12 protein-coding genes and 1 pseudogene are annotated in these 16,754 nt (G+C 52.1%); 1 reads left to right on the forward strand and 12 read right to left on the reverse strand.

Annotated features, from left to right (window positions below; genetic code table 11):
- From CKL79_RS20190 to surE, 4 genes and pseudogenes are all read right to left on the reverse strand, one after another.
- Positions 1-157 (reverse strand): annotated as a pseudogene (locus CKL79_RS20190) (IS701 family transposase); the annotation flags it as partial.
- A 211-nt stretch (positions 158-368) separates the two neighbouring features.
- On the reverse strand, positions 369-1,442 hold the full coding sequence (locus CKL79_RS20195) for a bifunctional riboflavin kinase/FAD synthetase (protein ID WP_121971357.1): 1,074 nt from the start codon (positions 1,440-1,442) through the stop codon (positions 369-371).
- A gap of 125 nt (positions 1,443-1,567) precedes the next feature.
- The gene (locus CKL79_RS20200) at positions 1,568-2,446 is read right to left on the reverse strand and encodes an MBL fold metallo-hydrolase (RefSeq protein ID WP_121971358.1); all 879 of its coding nucleotides are present in this window, start codon (positions 2,444-2,446) and stop codon (positions 1,568-1,570) included.
- 289 nt (positions 2,447-2,735) lie between these two features.
- Positions 2,736-3,581 (reverse strand): 5'/3'-nucleotidase SurE, encoded by an 846-nt coding sequence (gene surE, locus CKL79_RS20205; protein WP_121971359.1) that lies wholly within the window; start codon positions 3,579-3,581, stop codon positions 2,736-2,738.
- A gap of 134 nt (positions 3,582-3,715) precedes the next feature.
- Between surE and pheS the strand changes: the two genes are divergently transcribed.
- A complete protein-coding gene (pheS, locus tag CKL79_RS20210; RefSeq protein ID WP_121971366.1) occupies positions 3,716-4,720 on the forward strand; it encodes a phenylalanine--tRNA ligase subunit alpha in 1,005 nt (334 codons plus the stop codon).
- 134 nt (positions 4,721-4,854) lie between these two features.
- Here pheS and CKL79_RS20215 read toward each other — a convergent pair whose 3' ends face one another.
- The 8 genes from CKL79_RS20215 to msrP all read right to left on the reverse strand — a co-directional run bounded on the left by CKL79_RS20215 (position 4,855) and on the right by msrP (position 16,636).
- Positions 4,855-5,451, reverse strand: a complete 597-nt coding sequence (locus CKL79_RS20215) for a chemotaxis protein CheW (protein ID WP_121971360.1) — start codon at positions 5,449-5,451, stop codon at positions 4,855-4,857.
- The gene (locus tag CKL79_RS20220; protein WP_121971361.1) at positions 5,444-8,854 is read right to left on the reverse strand and encodes a hybrid sensor histidine kinase/response regulator; all 3,411 of its coding nucleotides are present in this window, start codon (positions 8,852-8,854) and stop codon (positions 5,444-5,446) included. Before CKL79_RS20220 ends, CKL79_RS20215 begins: the two co-directional genes overlap by 8 nt.
- A gap of 154 nt (positions 8,855-9,008) precedes the next feature.
- Positions 9,009-12,395: a GAF domain-containing protein gene (locus CKL79_RS20225; RefSeq protein ID WP_121971367.1), complete on the reverse strand. Its 3,387-nt coding sequence runs from the start codon at positions 12,393-12,395 to the stop codon at positions 9,009-9,011.
- Positions 12,396-12,503: 108 nt separating this feature from the next.
- The gene (locus CKL79_RS20230) at positions 12,504-13,052 is read right to left on the reverse strand and encodes a chemotaxis protein CheW (RefSeq protein ID WP_121971362.1); all 549 of its coding nucleotides are present in this window, start codon (positions 13,050-13,052) and stop codon (positions 12,504-12,506) included.
- A gap of 11 nt (positions 13,053-13,063) precedes the next feature.
- Positions 13,064-13,432 carry a response regulator gene (locus CKL79_RS20235; protein WP_121971363.1) on the reverse strand — a complete coding sequence of 123 codons (369 nt, stop codon included), beginning with the start codon at positions 13,430-13,432 and terminating at the stop codon, positions 13,064-13,066.
- A gap of 39 nt (positions 13,433-13,471) precedes the next feature.
- Positions 13,472-14,872, reverse strand: a complete 1,401-nt coding sequence (locus CKL79_RS20240; RefSeq protein WP_240518994.1) for a response regulator — start codon at positions 14,870-14,872, stop codon at positions 13,472-13,474.
- Between the two features lie 500 nt (positions 14,873-15,372).
- Positions 15,373-15,600, reverse strand: coding sequence for a hypothetical protein (locus CKL79_RS20245; protein ID WP_121971364.1), 228 nt, complete (start codon positions 15,598-15,600; stop codon positions 15,373-15,375).
- 43 nt (positions 15,601-15,643) lie between these two features.
- Complete coding sequence (gene msrP, locus CKL79_RS20250) at positions 15,644-16,636, reverse strand: protein-methionine-sulfoxide reductase catalytic subunit MsrP (protein ID WP_121971365.1); 993 nt, start codon at positions 16,634-16,636, stop codon at positions 15,644-15,646.
- Between the last annotated feature and the right edge of the window lie 118 nt (positions 16,637-16,754).

The following is a 16,754-nucleotide window of genomic DNA, read 5'->3' on the forward strand; positions in this document are numbered from 1 at the left end:
GCTCACGCAGTAAAAACCGATTGATGCTGTCGTGGCTTACCTCTGCCAAGATTTCTGAGAGCCGTACACAACTGACGTATTTAGGCTCAGCTAGTAGAAATAAGGTGTAGAGAGGGCTATTACACTGGGCTGTAGATGGTTTTGATCGCTGGCGCATGCTGACCAGAAGGCTAAGAGGATGTGATTTATTCTACCACCCATAATCTGCCTGCTCTGTCAATGCGTAAGTCCTAACTCATAGCAATTGCTATTTCCTTAAGTTAAGTGTTTTCCAGTACTAGAACTTACTAAAGGTAGATTAAGGACAGGTAAATGAGCCGAGAGCGGTCGGTCTACAGCTAGCGGGCTCTGAGATGGGATTGATGGGATTATTGGAGGGTGGCGATCGCTACTTCACAATCTGCCGCGATCTGTTTCTTAAGACTCGCTAACGAATCAAACTTTTGCTCAGGGCGCACAAAGCTCTCCAGGCTCACTGTCAAAACTTGGCCGTATAAATCGCCTGACCAATTGAGCACATGGACTTCGACACTGATATCCTGTCCTGCGACGGTAGGCCGACTCCCCAAATTCATCACGCCTCGCAGCGGCTCAGCACTCGCACCGTACACCCGCACACTATAAACCCCCTTACAAGGCAAATACTTGTCAGATGGCATCTGCAGGTTAGCTGTTGGAAATCCCATCGTGCGACCTAGCTGTTTGCCCTGCACCACCCGGCCCGTCAGCGTGTAGGAATGGCCCAATAGCCCAGCGGTTTCCGACAGCTCACCCCTCTGCAACGCCTGGCGAATGCGCGAACTGCTGATGCGATCGCCCGTTTCATACCTCAGCGGCACCCGCACCACCGGCACCCCGTAGCCCGCCGCAATTTCCTGTAGCCCTTCAGCGCTGCCACTGCGCCCTTTGCCAAAGCGAAAGTCGCTGCCCACACTAATGCGCTTAGCCTGCAATCCTGCAATCAAAATCTGCGACACGAACTCTTCGGGTCCTAGCTCAGCTAGAGCGCGATTAAAAGGCAGCATCACCAGCTGACCAACCCCCATCTGAGCGAGCTGCCAGGTCTTCTCCGCCACCGGGGTCAGGAGAGACCGTGACACCCCCGAAAAATATTCTTGAGGATGCGGAGAGAACGTGACTACAGTGGCATATTCGGCAGCGGGCTGATCCCCTAGGTTCGAGCCCACCGAGCTAACCGGTCGCTCAATGTCATCTGACGCTGCCTGGTCGGATAAGTAGCTGTATCCAGAGGCTGCCATGCCACTGTGTAGCATGGCCAATGGCTGAGAAGCCAGCGCCTGAGCATAAGCTGACTTTGATGACGTTGGGTCCGCCAAAATCTCAGCCATCACTCGCTGATGGCCCAAATGGACGCCGTCAAAATTGCCCAGTGCTATATTAGTCGGCGTTTTTACCGCCTTGAGAGAAGAAGTAATCCACACGCTTTACATTCTGACATAAGCCAGTCCGCTCACCGCTCCCTCTCTGTAAAAGTCAATTGGCTAGCTCAACTGACGCACTCTCAGATGAGCTAGCAAGCCAATGCCCCGCTGACTTTAATCAGTTGCTAGACCATTGCGACAACAGCTGAGTCTGCCTCAATCAAGTCAAGCACCATGCCTTCTCTCGCGACGATACTACTAGGTAGAGCTGCCGCTGTCTGCAGAACGATATCGTCCATAAAGTCATCAGTATGGGTCGGGTCGTGGTGGAAAATGACCAGCTGCTTGACGTTAGCTGCCTTGGCTAGCTTGACCGCCTCTTGCCAGGTCGAGTGGCCCCAGCCAACTTTGCTGAACCTTTCACTGTGATACTCATCATCGGTATAGGTGCAGTCGTAGATCATCACGTCAGCGTTACGCGCGAGCCGCAGCACGTTGTCATCTAACCTGTCAGGAAAGTGCTCAGTGTCACTGATATAGGCAGCCGAATGCCCCCGGTAGCTAACGCGGTAGCCAATGGCTTCACCAGGGTGGTTGAGCATCGCGTTGGTAATTTCAACCTCGCCAATGTTGACCCTCTCACCCACTTCAATATCGCAAAATTTCAGCTCAGCCCCCATAATCTGCAGGGGAACTGGAAAGTTAGGGTGCAGCATTTGGTCGTTGAGGCGCTGCTCGATAGTAGAGCCATTAGGGGCAATGGCACCGTGAATTTTGAATCGGTTGCCAGGGACAAAAGCCGGTACGAAAAACGGAAAGCCCTGAATATGATCCCAATGAGAGTGCGTAAAAAACATATTTGCCTTCACAGGCATCTCTGAGAGCATGCGCTGACCCAGGTTGCGCAGCCCTGTGCCCCCATCGAAGATCAGGCGTTCTCCGCCGACTTTCATTTCTATGCACGCCGTATTGCCGCCATATCGCACCGTCTGCGATCCCGGACAAGCGACACTTCCTCGGACGCCCCAAAAGCATATCGAAAATTGACCGTGCTGATCTGACATGAGCTTTATGTGAAGTGATTTAGAGGAATTACTGTCTATCTTTACAGTTAGCATCACCCTCCATCAGACAAGTGGTGCTTAAATAGCGGCATCAGCAATTGAGATTACCTGCTTGCATAGTGCCCAAGCGAAGTCAAACGCTTACGATATCTATTCGCTTAATTTGAGACCTCATTTTTGCTCGGGGCGCGATCGCGGGGGATATTACTGGGATGACAGCGACTCGGTGCAGGTCTCGTTGGCGGTCAAACCGAGGCAATCGAAGGCAATAGAGACCGGGTGGTCTCGGCTAGCGCGGTAGATGGATGGCTTGCCAAGCCTCGATAAAATCTAGCGCTGTGTATGCGGTCAGGTTGTACTGCAGCGGCGTCACTGTGATGTAGCTATCTTTAATAGCCTCTACATCCGTGACAAACTGAGCGCTCACAGCTGATAGCGCTTCGCTCAAAGGCGTGATGGTATTACTGGGCAGTAGCGGTAGCTCAGCGGTGCCTTCTTCCATGACCTCTCCCGCTAACCAGTAATAGATCTTGCCTCTGGGGTCGACGCGCTTCTCAAACTGGTCAAAATAGCGTCGAATGCCCTGGCGGGCGATGACGGCTCCTCTGATTTTTTCGGCGGCTACAGGCGGGACATTAACATTGAGCAAAATCGGCAGGTTTAGCGGCTGCTGCTCTAACTGTGAGATGAGCTTTAGAGCAAACTGAGCAGCGGGCTGAAAGTTTTTGCAGGCAAAGCTGGTGAGGCTGATGGCGATCGCCGGAATTCCCTCCAGCACGCCCTCCATTGCTGCCGACACCGTGCCTGAATAGAGCACGTCTGTACCCAGATTGGCCCCATGGTTAATGCCTGAAATCACAAAGTCGGGAGGGGCCTCTAGCACCGCATCCAGCGCTAGCTTGACACAGTCAGAAGGGGTGCCCGAACTTGCCCAAGCCGTTACTCCCGCCGCAAAGACGCCTTCTACCGGCTCTACTCGCAGCGGCTTATGTAAGGTCAGCCCGTGGCCCGTGGCAGAGCGTTCGCGATCAGGGCACACGACCGTCACCTGATGCCCGGCTGCCGCTAGCGTATCGGCCAAAGTGCGAATTCCCAGCGCAAAAACGCCGTCATCATTACTGACCAATATGTTCATACATGTCATATGGAGGCAGGTAGAAAGAGAGGGCGATCGCCCCTAGACCTCCTTGGCAGGTTACCATAGACTAATTTGCGAATTCCTTTTGCAAATCTCCCTTTTGCGAACACTTTTTGTTTTTTGGAGCAGCCGTGAGCGCCACTACATCCACCGAAATTGAAGCACAGCTGAGCGCTGTCCAACAAAGAGCTACTGAAGAGATTAGCGCTGCCAGCAGCCTGGATGACCTAGATAAAACTCGGGTGAGATATCTAGGTAAAAAAGGTGACCTCTCAAAAGTACTCGGGGGAATGGGCAAGCTCTCCGCCGAAGAGCGTCCTCAGATAGGAGCACTGGCCAATCAGGCGAAGACAGCCCTGCAATCGCAGATAGAGCAGCGTAAGTCTGACCTGCAAACTGCCCAGATCGAAGCTCAGCTAGCTGCAGAAACCATAGATGTCACTATGCCAGGGGTCTATCAGCCCCAGGGACACATCCACCCGATCAACAGCATCATCGACCAGGTGACCGATATCTTTGTCGGCTTAGGCTACACCGTCGCCCAGAGCCCCGAAATCGAAAGCGACTACTATAACTTCGAAGCGCTGAACTTCTTACCTGACCATCCGGCCCGCGATATGCAAGATACGCTGTATCTGCCCGGTGGCCAACTGCTGCGCACCCATACTTCCAACACGCAGATCCGCTACATGGAAAACAATCAGCCTCCCATGAGGGTGCTGGCCTCTGGTCGCTGCTACCGCCGGGATACGGTAGATGCTACGCACGCCGCCGTGTTCCACCAGCTCGAATTTTTTGCCGTTGACAAAGGCATTACATTTACCGACCTGCGAGGCACCGTGAAACTGTTCTTAGAGGCGCTGTTTGGAGACGTCGAAGTACGCTTTCGCCCGAGCTACTTTCCTTTTACAGAGCCATCTGCAGAAGTTGATGTCCGCTGGCAGAACCAGTGGCTAGAGGTCATGGGCTGCGGCATGATCGATCCTAACGTTCTCAATGCGGTAGGGTGCGACGCCGAAGTTTATTCAGGCTTTGCGGCCGGGCTAGGCGTAGAGCGTTTGGCTATGGTACAGAGCAAAATTGACGATATCAGACGGCTGTACAGTAGCGATCTGCGATTCCTCAGACAGTTTTAATAAACCTATTTGGCCTCCAGCCTGAATTTCTTTATATAGCGTTATCCGGATGCATTCGGGTAACGCGAGTCACTTGGCCTAGTGCGATGCAAAGGTTTTGCCTGCATTGCTGTATTCAAGCCAAGTGACCAACGCTATAGGTCTGAATCTAGACGGCTTGATGGTGACAAGGCGAGTTTAGGTCGCTGGGCAGCAAGCAGAACTGGCAGGTCGAGTATGAGTAAAGCGTGGCGACTATCTTCTAAGTCGTAGGTAACCACATGAGAGACCCAGCGTAGCGTCTTCGTCAAACGCTTCTCTGGCGGTAAGCGTTTGAGTGCGTAGTGGGGAATATCCATCAGGTCGGGGGGTTCATTCATGGCAATCCCCCACAGATCTTGTTCGGCATTTTGCAAAACAATTAAAAAAGGAGGGTTTGATGACGCTTCTAGGTCTGCCTTGGGAGATATGGAGGGAAAAGCAGAGCGGATGTTGGCAGGCTGTTGAGCGTTATCTTTGAGGGTAAGCAGCGCTGGCAGGTCAAGAATTTGAATGCTGTATTGCTCTAACTGCACCAGCCCCATGCTAACCATGCCACCTTGACTAGGTGGCGGAGTAGGCACAATCTTTAAGATCTCCAAGCTAGGCAGGGCAAACGAGTAGCCTGATAGCTGAAAGGTAGCGTACTTACTGGTTTCAGGAGCGGCTTCGGGCGCTATGACACCTCTCTTACGGGCTAACGTATCATTCATGGGTGTCTCCTGTGATGTTGATTGGGCGGCGAATTTCAGGATCTATTGCCTCAGCGACGGTCTTTAAAAGCTGAGGTGTGAGGTAGGGCTTGGTGAGATAGGTGGTCGCGCCGAGTTCTTGGGTAAGCAGACGATGCTTAGTGCCCGCTCGCGAGGTCAGCATGATAGTCGGGATAGCGGCAATCTGAGGCGTTTGCTGCCGCAACTTGAGAAATTCAAAGCCGTTCATGCCCGGCATTTCGATATCGCATAAAATCATTTTGACGTTAGGATACCGCTGCAGTTGCTGTAGGGCTTCTGCACCGTCTCGGGCCTGTATAACCTGGTAATCGGCTTTTTGCAGAGCTTCTGCTAGGGCATTGCGCACCGTAATCGAATCATCAACTGTCAAAATAAGCTTTTTAGCGGTGCCGGTTTCACGGTCGACAGACCTAGCTGGCCCCGAATCTTCTCCTGCTGTGCTGCTGTCGATGTTGCGCTGAGTGCTCTGAGTGCGCTGGTCTAAGACAATTTTGGCCAGCATCAGACCGTCAAGTACCAGTGTGAGCTGTCCGTCTGGCAAGATACTACTGCCGTATAGATAAGGGGGTGGCACAATGGTCTCTCCGAGAGCGTTGATCACCAGTTCTTGCTCGCCTAGCAGCTGGTCAACCTCCAGACCGACTAAAGAATTTTGGTGACGCAGTAAGATTACGGGAGCAGCGGCGGTGATCTCAATACTGCTGCGGGGCTCGCTCAAGCGGTGATTAGGTAGAGGCGAAGCGTAGTGCAAAACGTCGGTAAGCGCGCTGACGGGGACTATGTGTTCATCATTGTCGGTCTGCCAGGTCAGTGTTTTACCGCCTTCCCAGGCTCTTATTTGCGCTGGCGCTGGAATTGAGATGTGCTCAATAGCGTCGGTAATCAAGGCGTATACCCGCTCTTGAGCCTGGCACAGCAAGAGCTTGGCAATGGTCAAGTTAGAGGGGATTTGCAGCGTAAAACAGGTGCCCGCTCCTGGTTCGTAGCTTACGGTCACCCAGCCCTGGAGCGATCGCACCTGCGCTCTCACCGCATCTAGCCCAACCCCACGCCCTGAGAGATCGTCAACTTCACTGGCGGTCGAAAAACCAGGCTCAAAGAGCAAATCAATTGTCTGGTCTGAGGTGAGTGAGGCCGCTTCTGCCGCCGTAATTAGCTGACTTTCTATCGCTTTGCTGCGGATCATCTCCAGGTCTAAACCTTGGCCGTCGTCTTGGACACTGACAACCAGGTGGCGGCCTTGTTGCTTAGCAGCGAGGGTGATTTCTCCACTGATGGGCTTACTTTGCTGCTGGCGTTTTTCGGGCGACTCAATGCCGTGGTCAAAAGCATTGCGCACCAGGTGCAGCAGCGGATCGAAGAGTCTGTCGGCAATCGCTTTATCTACTAGCACATCGCCCCCTTCCAACACCAAAGTCACTTGTTTGCGGTGCTGAGCTTTGAGGCGCTCTAGCGCAGGCAGGAAGCGTTTGAAGACTTGCTCTAGAGGCAGCATCCTGGCTGCTAATAAGGTCTCGCGGGTGTTGGCCAGCAGGCGCTGTTGCTTTTCTAGCTCCTGCTGGGCACGCCTGACAAATAAATCAATCGCCTCGACGTTTTCTGACTGTTGAACAGTCTCTTCTAAAAACGCTTGGGCTAAAAGTTGAATATCGCTGTATTGATCCAATTCGAGCGAGTCAAAGTGAGGTTGGGAGGAATTGGTCACTGGATTGAGCGCGGCCACCGGTGCCGGCGACTCGGCTGATGAATAGCTACTGACCTTACTCTGAACCATATCCTGACCGAGCTGCTGCTGTCTGGCAATCCGGCCAAGCAGTTTTTTTACCAGGGTAGTGAGCTGCTCGTTGTAGAGTGCCTGGCGGTTTTGCTGAGTGAGCAATTCGCCCATTGTCTGGCTCAGCTGATCAAGGTGCTCGACGGATATCCGGATAGTGGCGGTGCTGCCCTGTGCGGGGGCGGAGGATATCTTTTCGGACAAGTCTTTCGCTAGCTGAGCGTACTGCGACGTAGAATCTTCGGCTTCGACATAAGTAGTTAGGTCAGTACTGCCGCTATCCCCGAGGCTTAAGAGGGCTGATAGACCGGGCAGCGAGTCTAAATCTGCGGATGCTGGGTCGTTTGCTAACGTCAGTTCTGCGCTATCCGGAGCGTCGGCGATTGAAAGCTCTGAATTGGCTAGAGACGGATGGAATGGGTCATCGGGTAGCGAAAGGCCAGGCAATAAATTGACCGAGGCCAAGTCGGGCGGGATGAGATCTGTCAGGTCTAGCTCAGCGGGCGCATCGCTATCCGCAGTGTGGTTAACAGAATTTTCAAGGGCAGAGGCAGACAAGTTCAGGCCGGTAGCTGCTCCTTGGTCTGTTGAAGCAGCCTCTGAAGCATCAGCGCTAACTTTGCCACGTTTAACTTGCGGGTGAGTCTTTGTAAAACTTTGGCCGCCACTGATCGGATGAGTAAGTGCATTCCAAAACTGTTGCAGCCAGCTAGACTGTGGGGCAGTAACGAGCGGACTGGCATGGCGGCTAGTTTTGACGGCGGGCCTAGCTTTTTGCCGCGCCAGAGGACTCTCTGGACTCTCTATGGGCAGGACTGCCTGTGAATGGATGTCAGTACAAAACTGCTGTAGGGCGGCTGAGGGTGCGCCGCCCTGCTCGCGATCGCCTGCCAGTACCGCTGCTTTGGCCTCTGTATAGTTTGCCAAAGCCACCGGAGCGATCGCCAATACCTGGTCAGGACTTTGCGCTAGTGCTGTCAGCGTAGCCTGAGCAATGGCCCCAAATCCTGGTAAATCTAAAGACTCAGCTAGGCCAATAAACACTTCGGCTTGACTTTGCAGCAGGTCTGCTAGTGCTTCTGCATCCCCATTTTCTATTTGTTTTGAGAGCGCGTCTAACCGCTGGCTAACGCCCACTTCAAAGATGGATTTGGTCATGTCAAACCCTAGCTCGCTGGAGGTCGGTAGATGACCGCCCTGGCCAAAGCGATCGCCGAGCTTCTCCTGAAGCTGAGTCACCACCGCTGCCATTCGATCCAGGATGTCAGTCTCTTCAACCTCAGCCCCGGACAGCTGCGCTGAGAGCAATAGCTGCAAGCAGTCGTAGCCCTCAAAAATCAACCCTTCAACCGCCACGCTTAAAGTGGTATCTGGGTAGCAGAGCGCTCTAAAAACGTCTTCTAAAGAGTGTGTGGTTTTTTTAACAGCTTCTAGGCCAACACTGGCTGCCGCGCCTTTAAGCGTATGGGCAGCGCGCATCAGGTTGTGTACCTTTTGAACGCTGAAGTCTGACCTGAGGGTTTGCAGCTCATCGTCTATCGTTTGCAAAAGCTCGGCGGCTTCCTGCAAGAAATACTGATGGGTTTGCCCAGAAACATCTGTAGTCATAGGATTTAGCAATATCAGGTGAGAATGTGCCTGAGTCTATCAACGCGGCCAGTCACAGCAGAGTGACCGCTCAGAAAAAATGATGTAGCAGGCGTCCGGCAAAGTGAGAACTCCGACCAGGACGCTTGCTGTTATGGTTTGATTGCGAACGGTTCTACTGAACCTTAAACTTGCCAGTGCTGGACTGAAGCGCCTCAGCAGTATCTAGCACCTGCTGAATGGAGTCAGACAGTGCCTTAGAGCTTTCTGAGGTTTGGTTGGCGATCGCAGTTGCTTCGGTCATCGTCTGGGTAACCGCCTTAAATTCATCAGCCTGCTTGTGAGTGGTTTGGGTGATATCGGCAATGAGCTGGCTGATTTGACCGGTCGCTTCAACGATAGCGGTCAGGTTCTGACGGGCGTCAGTCACTCTTTCAGTGCCTTCGGCTACCTGCTGAATTCCAGTTTCCATGGCGGTCGAGACTTCAGCGGTGCCCATCTGAATTTCTTGCACGAATTGCTCAATTTCAGTGGCAGCGGCGGCTGACTGGCGGGCGAGCGATCGCACCTCATCGGCAACGACTGCAAAACCACGACCGTATTGCCCTGCGCGCGTCGCTTCGATGGAGGCATTGAGCGCTAGCAGCTGAGTTTGGGTGGTAAAATGGCTAATCAGGCTAACGATTTTAGAGACTTTTTGTGACGACTCGCTCAGTCGCTTAATCCGCTGGTTGGTCTCAGCTACAGTAGAGCGAATGGCCATAATGCCGTCTACTGTACGGTTCATGGCTGCGTCGCCCCGCTGGACGATTTGATTGGCCTGTTGAGCCGCCGCTTCTACCTGCTGAGCATCTTGGGCGACGGCCTCAGTCGACTCCACCATCTTCCGTACGCGAGCTAGGGCCTGGTCTAGCGACTTAGCCTGTTGTTCTGCCTGCTGCGTCACGGCGACTACAGAAGTTTCGCTGAGTTTGGAGGTTTCGCCCACCTGGTTAGCGGCAGCCTGTACCTGCAAGACAATTTTTTGCAAACTTCCGAGTGTGTTGTTGTAAGCGCTGGCAACGGTGCCGACCTCTGTCTCTGTAACTTGGGCGCGCACAGTAAGATCGCCTTGCAAAGCAGGGCCAACCGCCTTCAGCAGCTGAATTACCTGTTTCTGAAGCAGCTCTTTAGACGCTTTCTCTCGGTCGGCAGTTTCAGTCAGCTGGGCTGTTTTCTCCTGCACCTGATTGAGATAGTCGACCTGTTGTATAGCTACTCCTAGCTGCAAACCAATCTGTTTGAGAGCGTTGATTTCTACCTCTGCCCACGAACGCGGATCTCGGTTCTGATAAGTGCCTAGTAGCCCCCAGAGCTGGCCTTCTTTAAAGATAGGCACCATCATGTAAGCTTGAATGCCAGAGTCCTCTAGCATTTCAAGCTCTAGCGGCGCGTGGTTAGCGGCATAGATATTGTTGACGATCAGGCTTTCCTGCTGGCGGTAAGGTCCTCCCTGAGTTTCTTGCAAATCAGTCTTGGGCCAAATGGCTGTCAACTGTTGATCTGAGAGTGGGTTGACCTGGCTGCTAGCTGCAGAGCTAGAAATCAACTCATGGCTCCAGTCGGCGTTGAAGCGATAGACAGCGACGCGATCGCACTTTAGCAGCTGACGAACCGCTCTCTGCGTGATCTGAAAGATTTTTTGAGTGTCTTGCGCCTGGAGAATTTGAGGAATGATTTCGGCAACCGAACGCCCCACCTGAGCAGCTTTGGTCATCTGAGCAGATTGTTCCTGTAGCTGAGCGACATAGTCAGCACCTTTGAGGCTCGCTTCCATCTCACGGCTAATGTCTCGTAAAACTTTGACATCACTCTCTAGCCAGTGCCGAGGCCCACTGTGCTGAAAGGCACTCAGCAGACCCCAAAGCTTGCCGCCCTGCCTGATGGCAACAATCAAAAAGGATTTCACCTTGAAATATTCCAGGGTTTGAACATGGCAGTCACTCAACCCAGCCGCGTAAACATCGTCGGCTAGAAAGGGCTGCTCAGTGTTACGGAATCTGCCGCCCTGGTGATTTTGTACATAGGTATCTTCCCAGGCGCTCCCGACTAACTTAGGCCATCCCCCAGATTCAGACTCATAGACAAAGTCACCAAAATAGTCTGGGCGAAACTTATAAACGCAGACATGCTCTACGTTTATAAGCTTACGAACCTCCTGCACTGCCGTCTGGTAAATGTGTTCGGCGTAGGCAGTACTGCTGATTTTGTTAATGATGTCGGGGAGGGCTTCCTGATTTTCAGTCGCCTTACTCATTTCTTCAGTGAGTTCGGCCTGGTACAGCGCTACCCCGACCAGGTCGCCTACTTGAGCGAGCAGCTTGACCTCGTTACTCTCCCAGTGTCTAGCGCCGGTGTGATGATAGGCTGCTAGCCAACCCCAAAGCTTCTGTCCTTGAAAGATAGCGACTAACGCGCAGGCTTTAATATTAAAGTCTGATAGCAGCTCAAGATGACAGGGGCTAAGCTCCCGGTTTTGCTCGACATCACTAACAACAAACGCCTCGTGCTGGCGAAAACGGGCTCCTTTCTGCTCTGTGAGATAGGTGTCTGCTGAGATCACCCCTACCATAGGCTCTATCCCTGCTACCTTTGATTCGGAGATAAACTGGAGGCTATAGTCTTGGCGGAACTGGCAGATAGCAACCCGATCAACCGCTAAGAGTTTTCTAACTTCTCTGGTGGCAGTGCGGAAAACAGCGTCTATGTCAGATGACTGCCGCATCTTGTCGCTCAAGCTAGAAAATAGCGATCGCTCCGCTTGAAAGCCTAAGGGCTGAAGATTGACCTGCAGTTCGGTCGCGACTAAATAGAGGAAGCTAATTTCATGCTCATTCCACTGCCGGGTCGCGCTGCATTGCTGCATGACCAGCAGCCCCCAGAGCTGGCCTTCTAAGAAAATGGGTAAGCTCAAGCTGGCTCTCACCTGATACTGATTGAACAGCTGCATCTGGTGAGGTGTGACAGCGGCTTCAGCGGCATCGGCGATCGCGACCGATGGCTGCTGTTTGTAGCTTGCTGCGCTGCTGGCTCCAAAGGCGATCGCAGCGGCTGACTCACCCAGCATCGGTCTGTATCCGGCGCTGAGCGATTCTGCAATGACTGTGCCCTGAGTCTCTGACTGGAAGCGATAGATCAGCGATCGCTCGACTTTAAAGCGCTTGCGGAGCTCGGTAACGGCGATCTGGTAAAGATTTTCAATATCGGTGGCTTGGGCCATCCGGTTGGCAATGGCAAAGGCTCGCTTTCCGGTACTCTGGGCTAGACTTTTGCCTGAGTGCGGCAGGTCTACAAGAGATCTGGTAAGGGCTGATTTTAAGGTCAAAATGTCAGCGGGCTGGCCGCTAGTAGCTACAGACTCGGCCTCGATATCCTCAGACGATAGCGTCAGAGCTGTTTCATCGCTGTCAGATGATTGTAAAGCGCTATCTTGATCGAAGGGATGTTCAATACTTTGAATATCTTCGAAGCTATTAACTTTAGAACCGTTGACTTCAGAGCCGTTGAGAGAAATGTTCGACATGGTCATAGTGTTTTGATTAGAGCTGTTTGGGTAGATCTGCTGAGAGAAGAGCTGCGAGTTGATTGTGAGGGATGCTGTCGGACAACACTGGAGACAAACAATCAGTGGCTAGCGATGAGACTGTAAGGGCGAGGCGTTAATGATGGCCGAGGCATCTAGCACGATACCGCCTGGCTGCGGGCAGTAACCTGAGATAAAAGGTTCCATGCTAGGGGGACAAAGCCCAGTCTCCATATAAATTTTTTCCTCATCGAACAAATCAACGTCGCCTACCTGCTCGACTGCTAAGCCTAGAGATCGTCCCTCGTGCTGAATCACGATTACAATTGGCGTCATCAGCGATTGAGACTGATGACAAAGAGGCAGGTAGCCAACTAAATGGTTGAGATCTACTAGCCAGAGTGTTTTTCCCTGCCAACTGCATACGCCTAGAACGCAGCTAGGCACATCAGGGATGGGAGAAATCTCTGCTAGCGGCAGTTGTATAACTTCTAAGATTTGATCGAGGGGTAGCAGAGTGTCGTTTCTTTGAGAGAGCGTGAATCTTAAGAAACGCTGCCGATTGTCTACTGGTAAGGGTTCTAATCCTAGAGGGTCGGACCTTGAGCTGATGGCGTCTGTAGGCTTTTCTGCCATCTCATTTTGAGTGAATAGCATGGTAGTTTTTCCTATCGTATTCGCATGAGTTGTTCGACCGTTTTTGTCAGCTGCTGTTGATCGACTGGCTTGGTGAGGTAGGCATCTGCACCTAACATCGACCCCCAAAGCTTGTCAGCTTCGGTACCTTTGGTAGAACAGATAACGACGGGAATGTTCTGGGTGCTTTCAGTCGTTTTGAGGTCACGGCAAAATTCAAATCCACTTTGCCCGGGTAAGACAACGTCCAAAAACACCAGGTCTGGAGGTGTTGTTTTGAGCATTTGCAAGGCTTCTTCACTACTTTGGGCGCTGGTCACAGTAATGCCAGACTGTTGCAGGTAATGAGTCAGCAGTTCTCTGTCTGTGAGGCTGTCTTCTACAATTAAAGCAGTTGCCATGGGGTTCCTTTTGGTGTGTATGTGTTAACGATTTAGTTTCTAGCTATTTAGAGGTTGATACGCACGAAGATGTTTTCTCAAGACTTTGGTAACTTTTTGAGATTGAATAGGTTTACCCAAAAAGCCAGAGGCACCTACCACTTTGGCTCGGACTCTATCGGCAATACCGTCATTGCTGGTAACGATAATTACAGGAATATCTTTGAAGGTGGACATTCGCCGAATTTGCGCGCAGATCTCATAGCCATTAGCAATTGGCATGACCAGATCTAAGAAGATCAGGGCGGGCTTAAGCTCAATGAGCAGCGGTAGCGCTTGCAGCGGGTCTGGAATATTGGTGTATTGGTAGCCCGTCCCCTCTATAATTTGCGACATTGCTCGGCTGTCGGCTGGGCTGTCATCAATGTAAATGATGGTGGGAGCATTGCTTCTAGGTCTTCTTGGCGGCACTGAGTGCTGAGAGGCGGCGTGTTGAGGGACGGCGTGTTGAGGGACGGCTGATGGCGAGGCTACACCAGGTCGCGGGACACTAGCAGCCGTTTTGAGTGGAGGCTGACTGCCTGGCGGTAAGTTACTTTGCAGGGAAGCATTTTGCAGAGGAGCGTTTCGCGATCGCCCAGTGGTAATATTCGCAGGTTGAGGAGAATAAACAGGGCCGTTGCCTTCTACCAGCTCTGAGTAAAAGCTATTGTCGGCATCTCTTAGCAGATTGGGAATCTCTGTGAAATGCAGCAGTTTCCTGGAGACATAGGGCAAAAGAGACTTTGCCAGGGGAATGATAGGCTGCTTAAAGTTAATTGATAGATCTCTCAGTGTGTTTTTACCATTGGCAAAAGTAGTCAGCGTTTGAAGCGCCTGGGGCGGCGTCTGTGCTTTAACCGCATTGAGATCAGTAATGGCTAGCGCCCAGTTGGGAGAGACCTGGGTAAGCTTTGCCTGCTCCCAGTCTTGCCAGGCTTGCTGTGCGTCTTGCCAGGCACGCTCTTGCTGAAGCATGATAAAAGGCAAGTTAGTGGCTTCTTCGGCATGAAGCGTATAGATGAGTGGCTGGCCGGTTTGTTGGTGTCGCCATGTACCAGCCTGCAGGATGTCGAAGAGATCTTCTGCAATACAGCTCTCAACTACTGAATGAAACTGACTGCGGCGAAACTGTTTTAGCTTGACTAATCGGGCTAAGGCGGCGTAGTTCCAGGATTTGTATGACAGGCTAGCAGGCTGCACGACCTGCTTGAAAAAGATGGGCGCATGAACTGCCAGATGTCGCTGCCAGCGGCGGAGGGAATGGGTGCGAGACCGGGACCAAACGATTCGACCCAATAGATAGTACACCTGCCATGTATGCTCTTGCTGAGTCCCGACCTGAACGACCCCTGTGAACTGCTGTTCCCGGCAGGTCTGCATCTTTTCTTCTAGATCATGAATGATGGGATTACCTGGCATAGCAAACAGTTGCCCTCAAGATGTTGGGTATAAACACGTCTAAGTCAGCGTCCCTACCGACTTCAATGTCTTCCTGAAGCGGCTCACATCATGCTCAAGCGCTAACCGGTGTTCTTTTAAAGAGAAAACACTGAGGAAAGATACTTTTAGGAGATAGCCATTGGAGACGGTTGTAATAGCCTGTAATAGGCTGTGAATTTGCTTTTTAAGGTTGGTTCGCAGCTTTCAGGGCGAGATGAGACGTGGCTATGGTCATATTTTGAGTATTCCCGTCTTGCAGAACCTTTATCTGAGTAATTGCATGGGTATATGGAGCAACCTCGAAAAGCTTGCTGCTTAGAAAAGCTGTTTTTTCCACGAGATAACAGGACGCGCCTGGATTTATCCGCGTCGTAAAGGGTGTTATTACTGAACAGCGACTCTGCCGCTGGCCTATCCCTTTTCAAACATGGCTATCTCTCTTCAAACATAGGTAGAGGTAGTTGAATAGGGTTAGATTCCTATGGCCACTGGAAATGGGTGTGGACCCACTTTTTGGCTTGCGCGATCGCAATTTCTCTAGTTGCAACACTGGGTACGGCTACTGCGCTACCGGTGGCGTGAGTTACCCAAGCTGAATAGACTTGCTGCTCGTGATGTAAGGTCGTTGTGATCTCGATCTTGACGCCGCGATAGGGAAATGCCCAGATCACATTTGGATAGTCAGGCGTAGCAATGTGTTCGTGCATGGGCAATACCAGAGAAGATAGCGAAGTTATGAGGAATGATGCTCTAGGAATAGAGCTGAGCGACGTAGCTGCCGTAGCCGTTGTATAGGAGAGTTGGCTGTTTTTTCCACTCCCAGTCGTTGCCTGCGCCCATAAGCCGCTCTGTAGCCTGCGACCAGCGCGGATGAGGAACCTCAGGGTTGACGTTGGCCTCAAATCCGTATTCATTAGGTGAGAGCGTGTTCCAGTAGGTTGCTGGCTGCTCAGCGACGAACTCGATATTGACGATGGACTTGGCACCTTTGAACCCGTATTTCCAGGGGACGACCATGCGGATAGGGGCACCATGCTGCTTAGGTAGGGTCTGGCCGTAGACGCCGACGGCAAAAAAAGCTAGCTCATTGGCCATTTCATCCAAGCGCAGCCCTTCCTGGTAAGGCCAGGGTAAATTGGAAAATGAGAACGATGGGCCAGGCGTAACACTCGGATCAAAAAAAGACTCAAAGCGGACAAATTTGGCTTCTGGCTTGGGATCTACAGCTGCCAGCAGTTTTTGCATTGGGAAGCCTAGCCAGGGAACGACCATGGCCCAAGCTTCTACGCAGCGGAAGCGATAGATACGCTCTTCGAGGGGAAAGGCTTTAAGCAGATCGTCTTGGTCGTAGGTTTGAGGGTTATTAACCAGGCCGCTGACGGTCAGTTTCCAGTCTTCAGTCGGCAGTGCTTGCGCTTGCTCCCAGATGTCTTTGGTCCCTCCGAATTCGTAAAAGTTATTGAAGCGGCTAGCGAAATCTTGTGGGGTGACGTTGCCGTTTAGCTCATTAAAGTTTGGGTGGGTGGCGGCGTTTGGCAGGGGCCGACCTAATGTCTTTTCAAATTCGCTTTGGGCGGCTTCGTCTAAGGGTCTGCGGCAGCTATTGAGGGCGATCGCGCCAGACATCCCCACACTTGCGCCCACGGCGGCTCGAATAAATCGCCGCCGATTGAAAAAGACGGTCTCCGAGGTGACCTGCCTTGCGGGCAGTTGCCAATCGGGACAGATACGGGGAAGTACCATAAGGTTAAGTGCTTGATGTAGGGGGTGTGACCTGAATTTGATGTAGGCTTAAAAAGCGAGAGAAAATCCATATTGGTTAATTTTGGCCCAAAACTGAGCCCATCTGCCTTGGGTATAA

This window comes from Leptolyngbya sp. BC1307, assembly GCF_002286735.1.
GTDB lineage: Bacteria > Cyanobacteriota > Cyanobacteriia > Phormidesmidales > Phormidesmidaceae > Phormidesmis.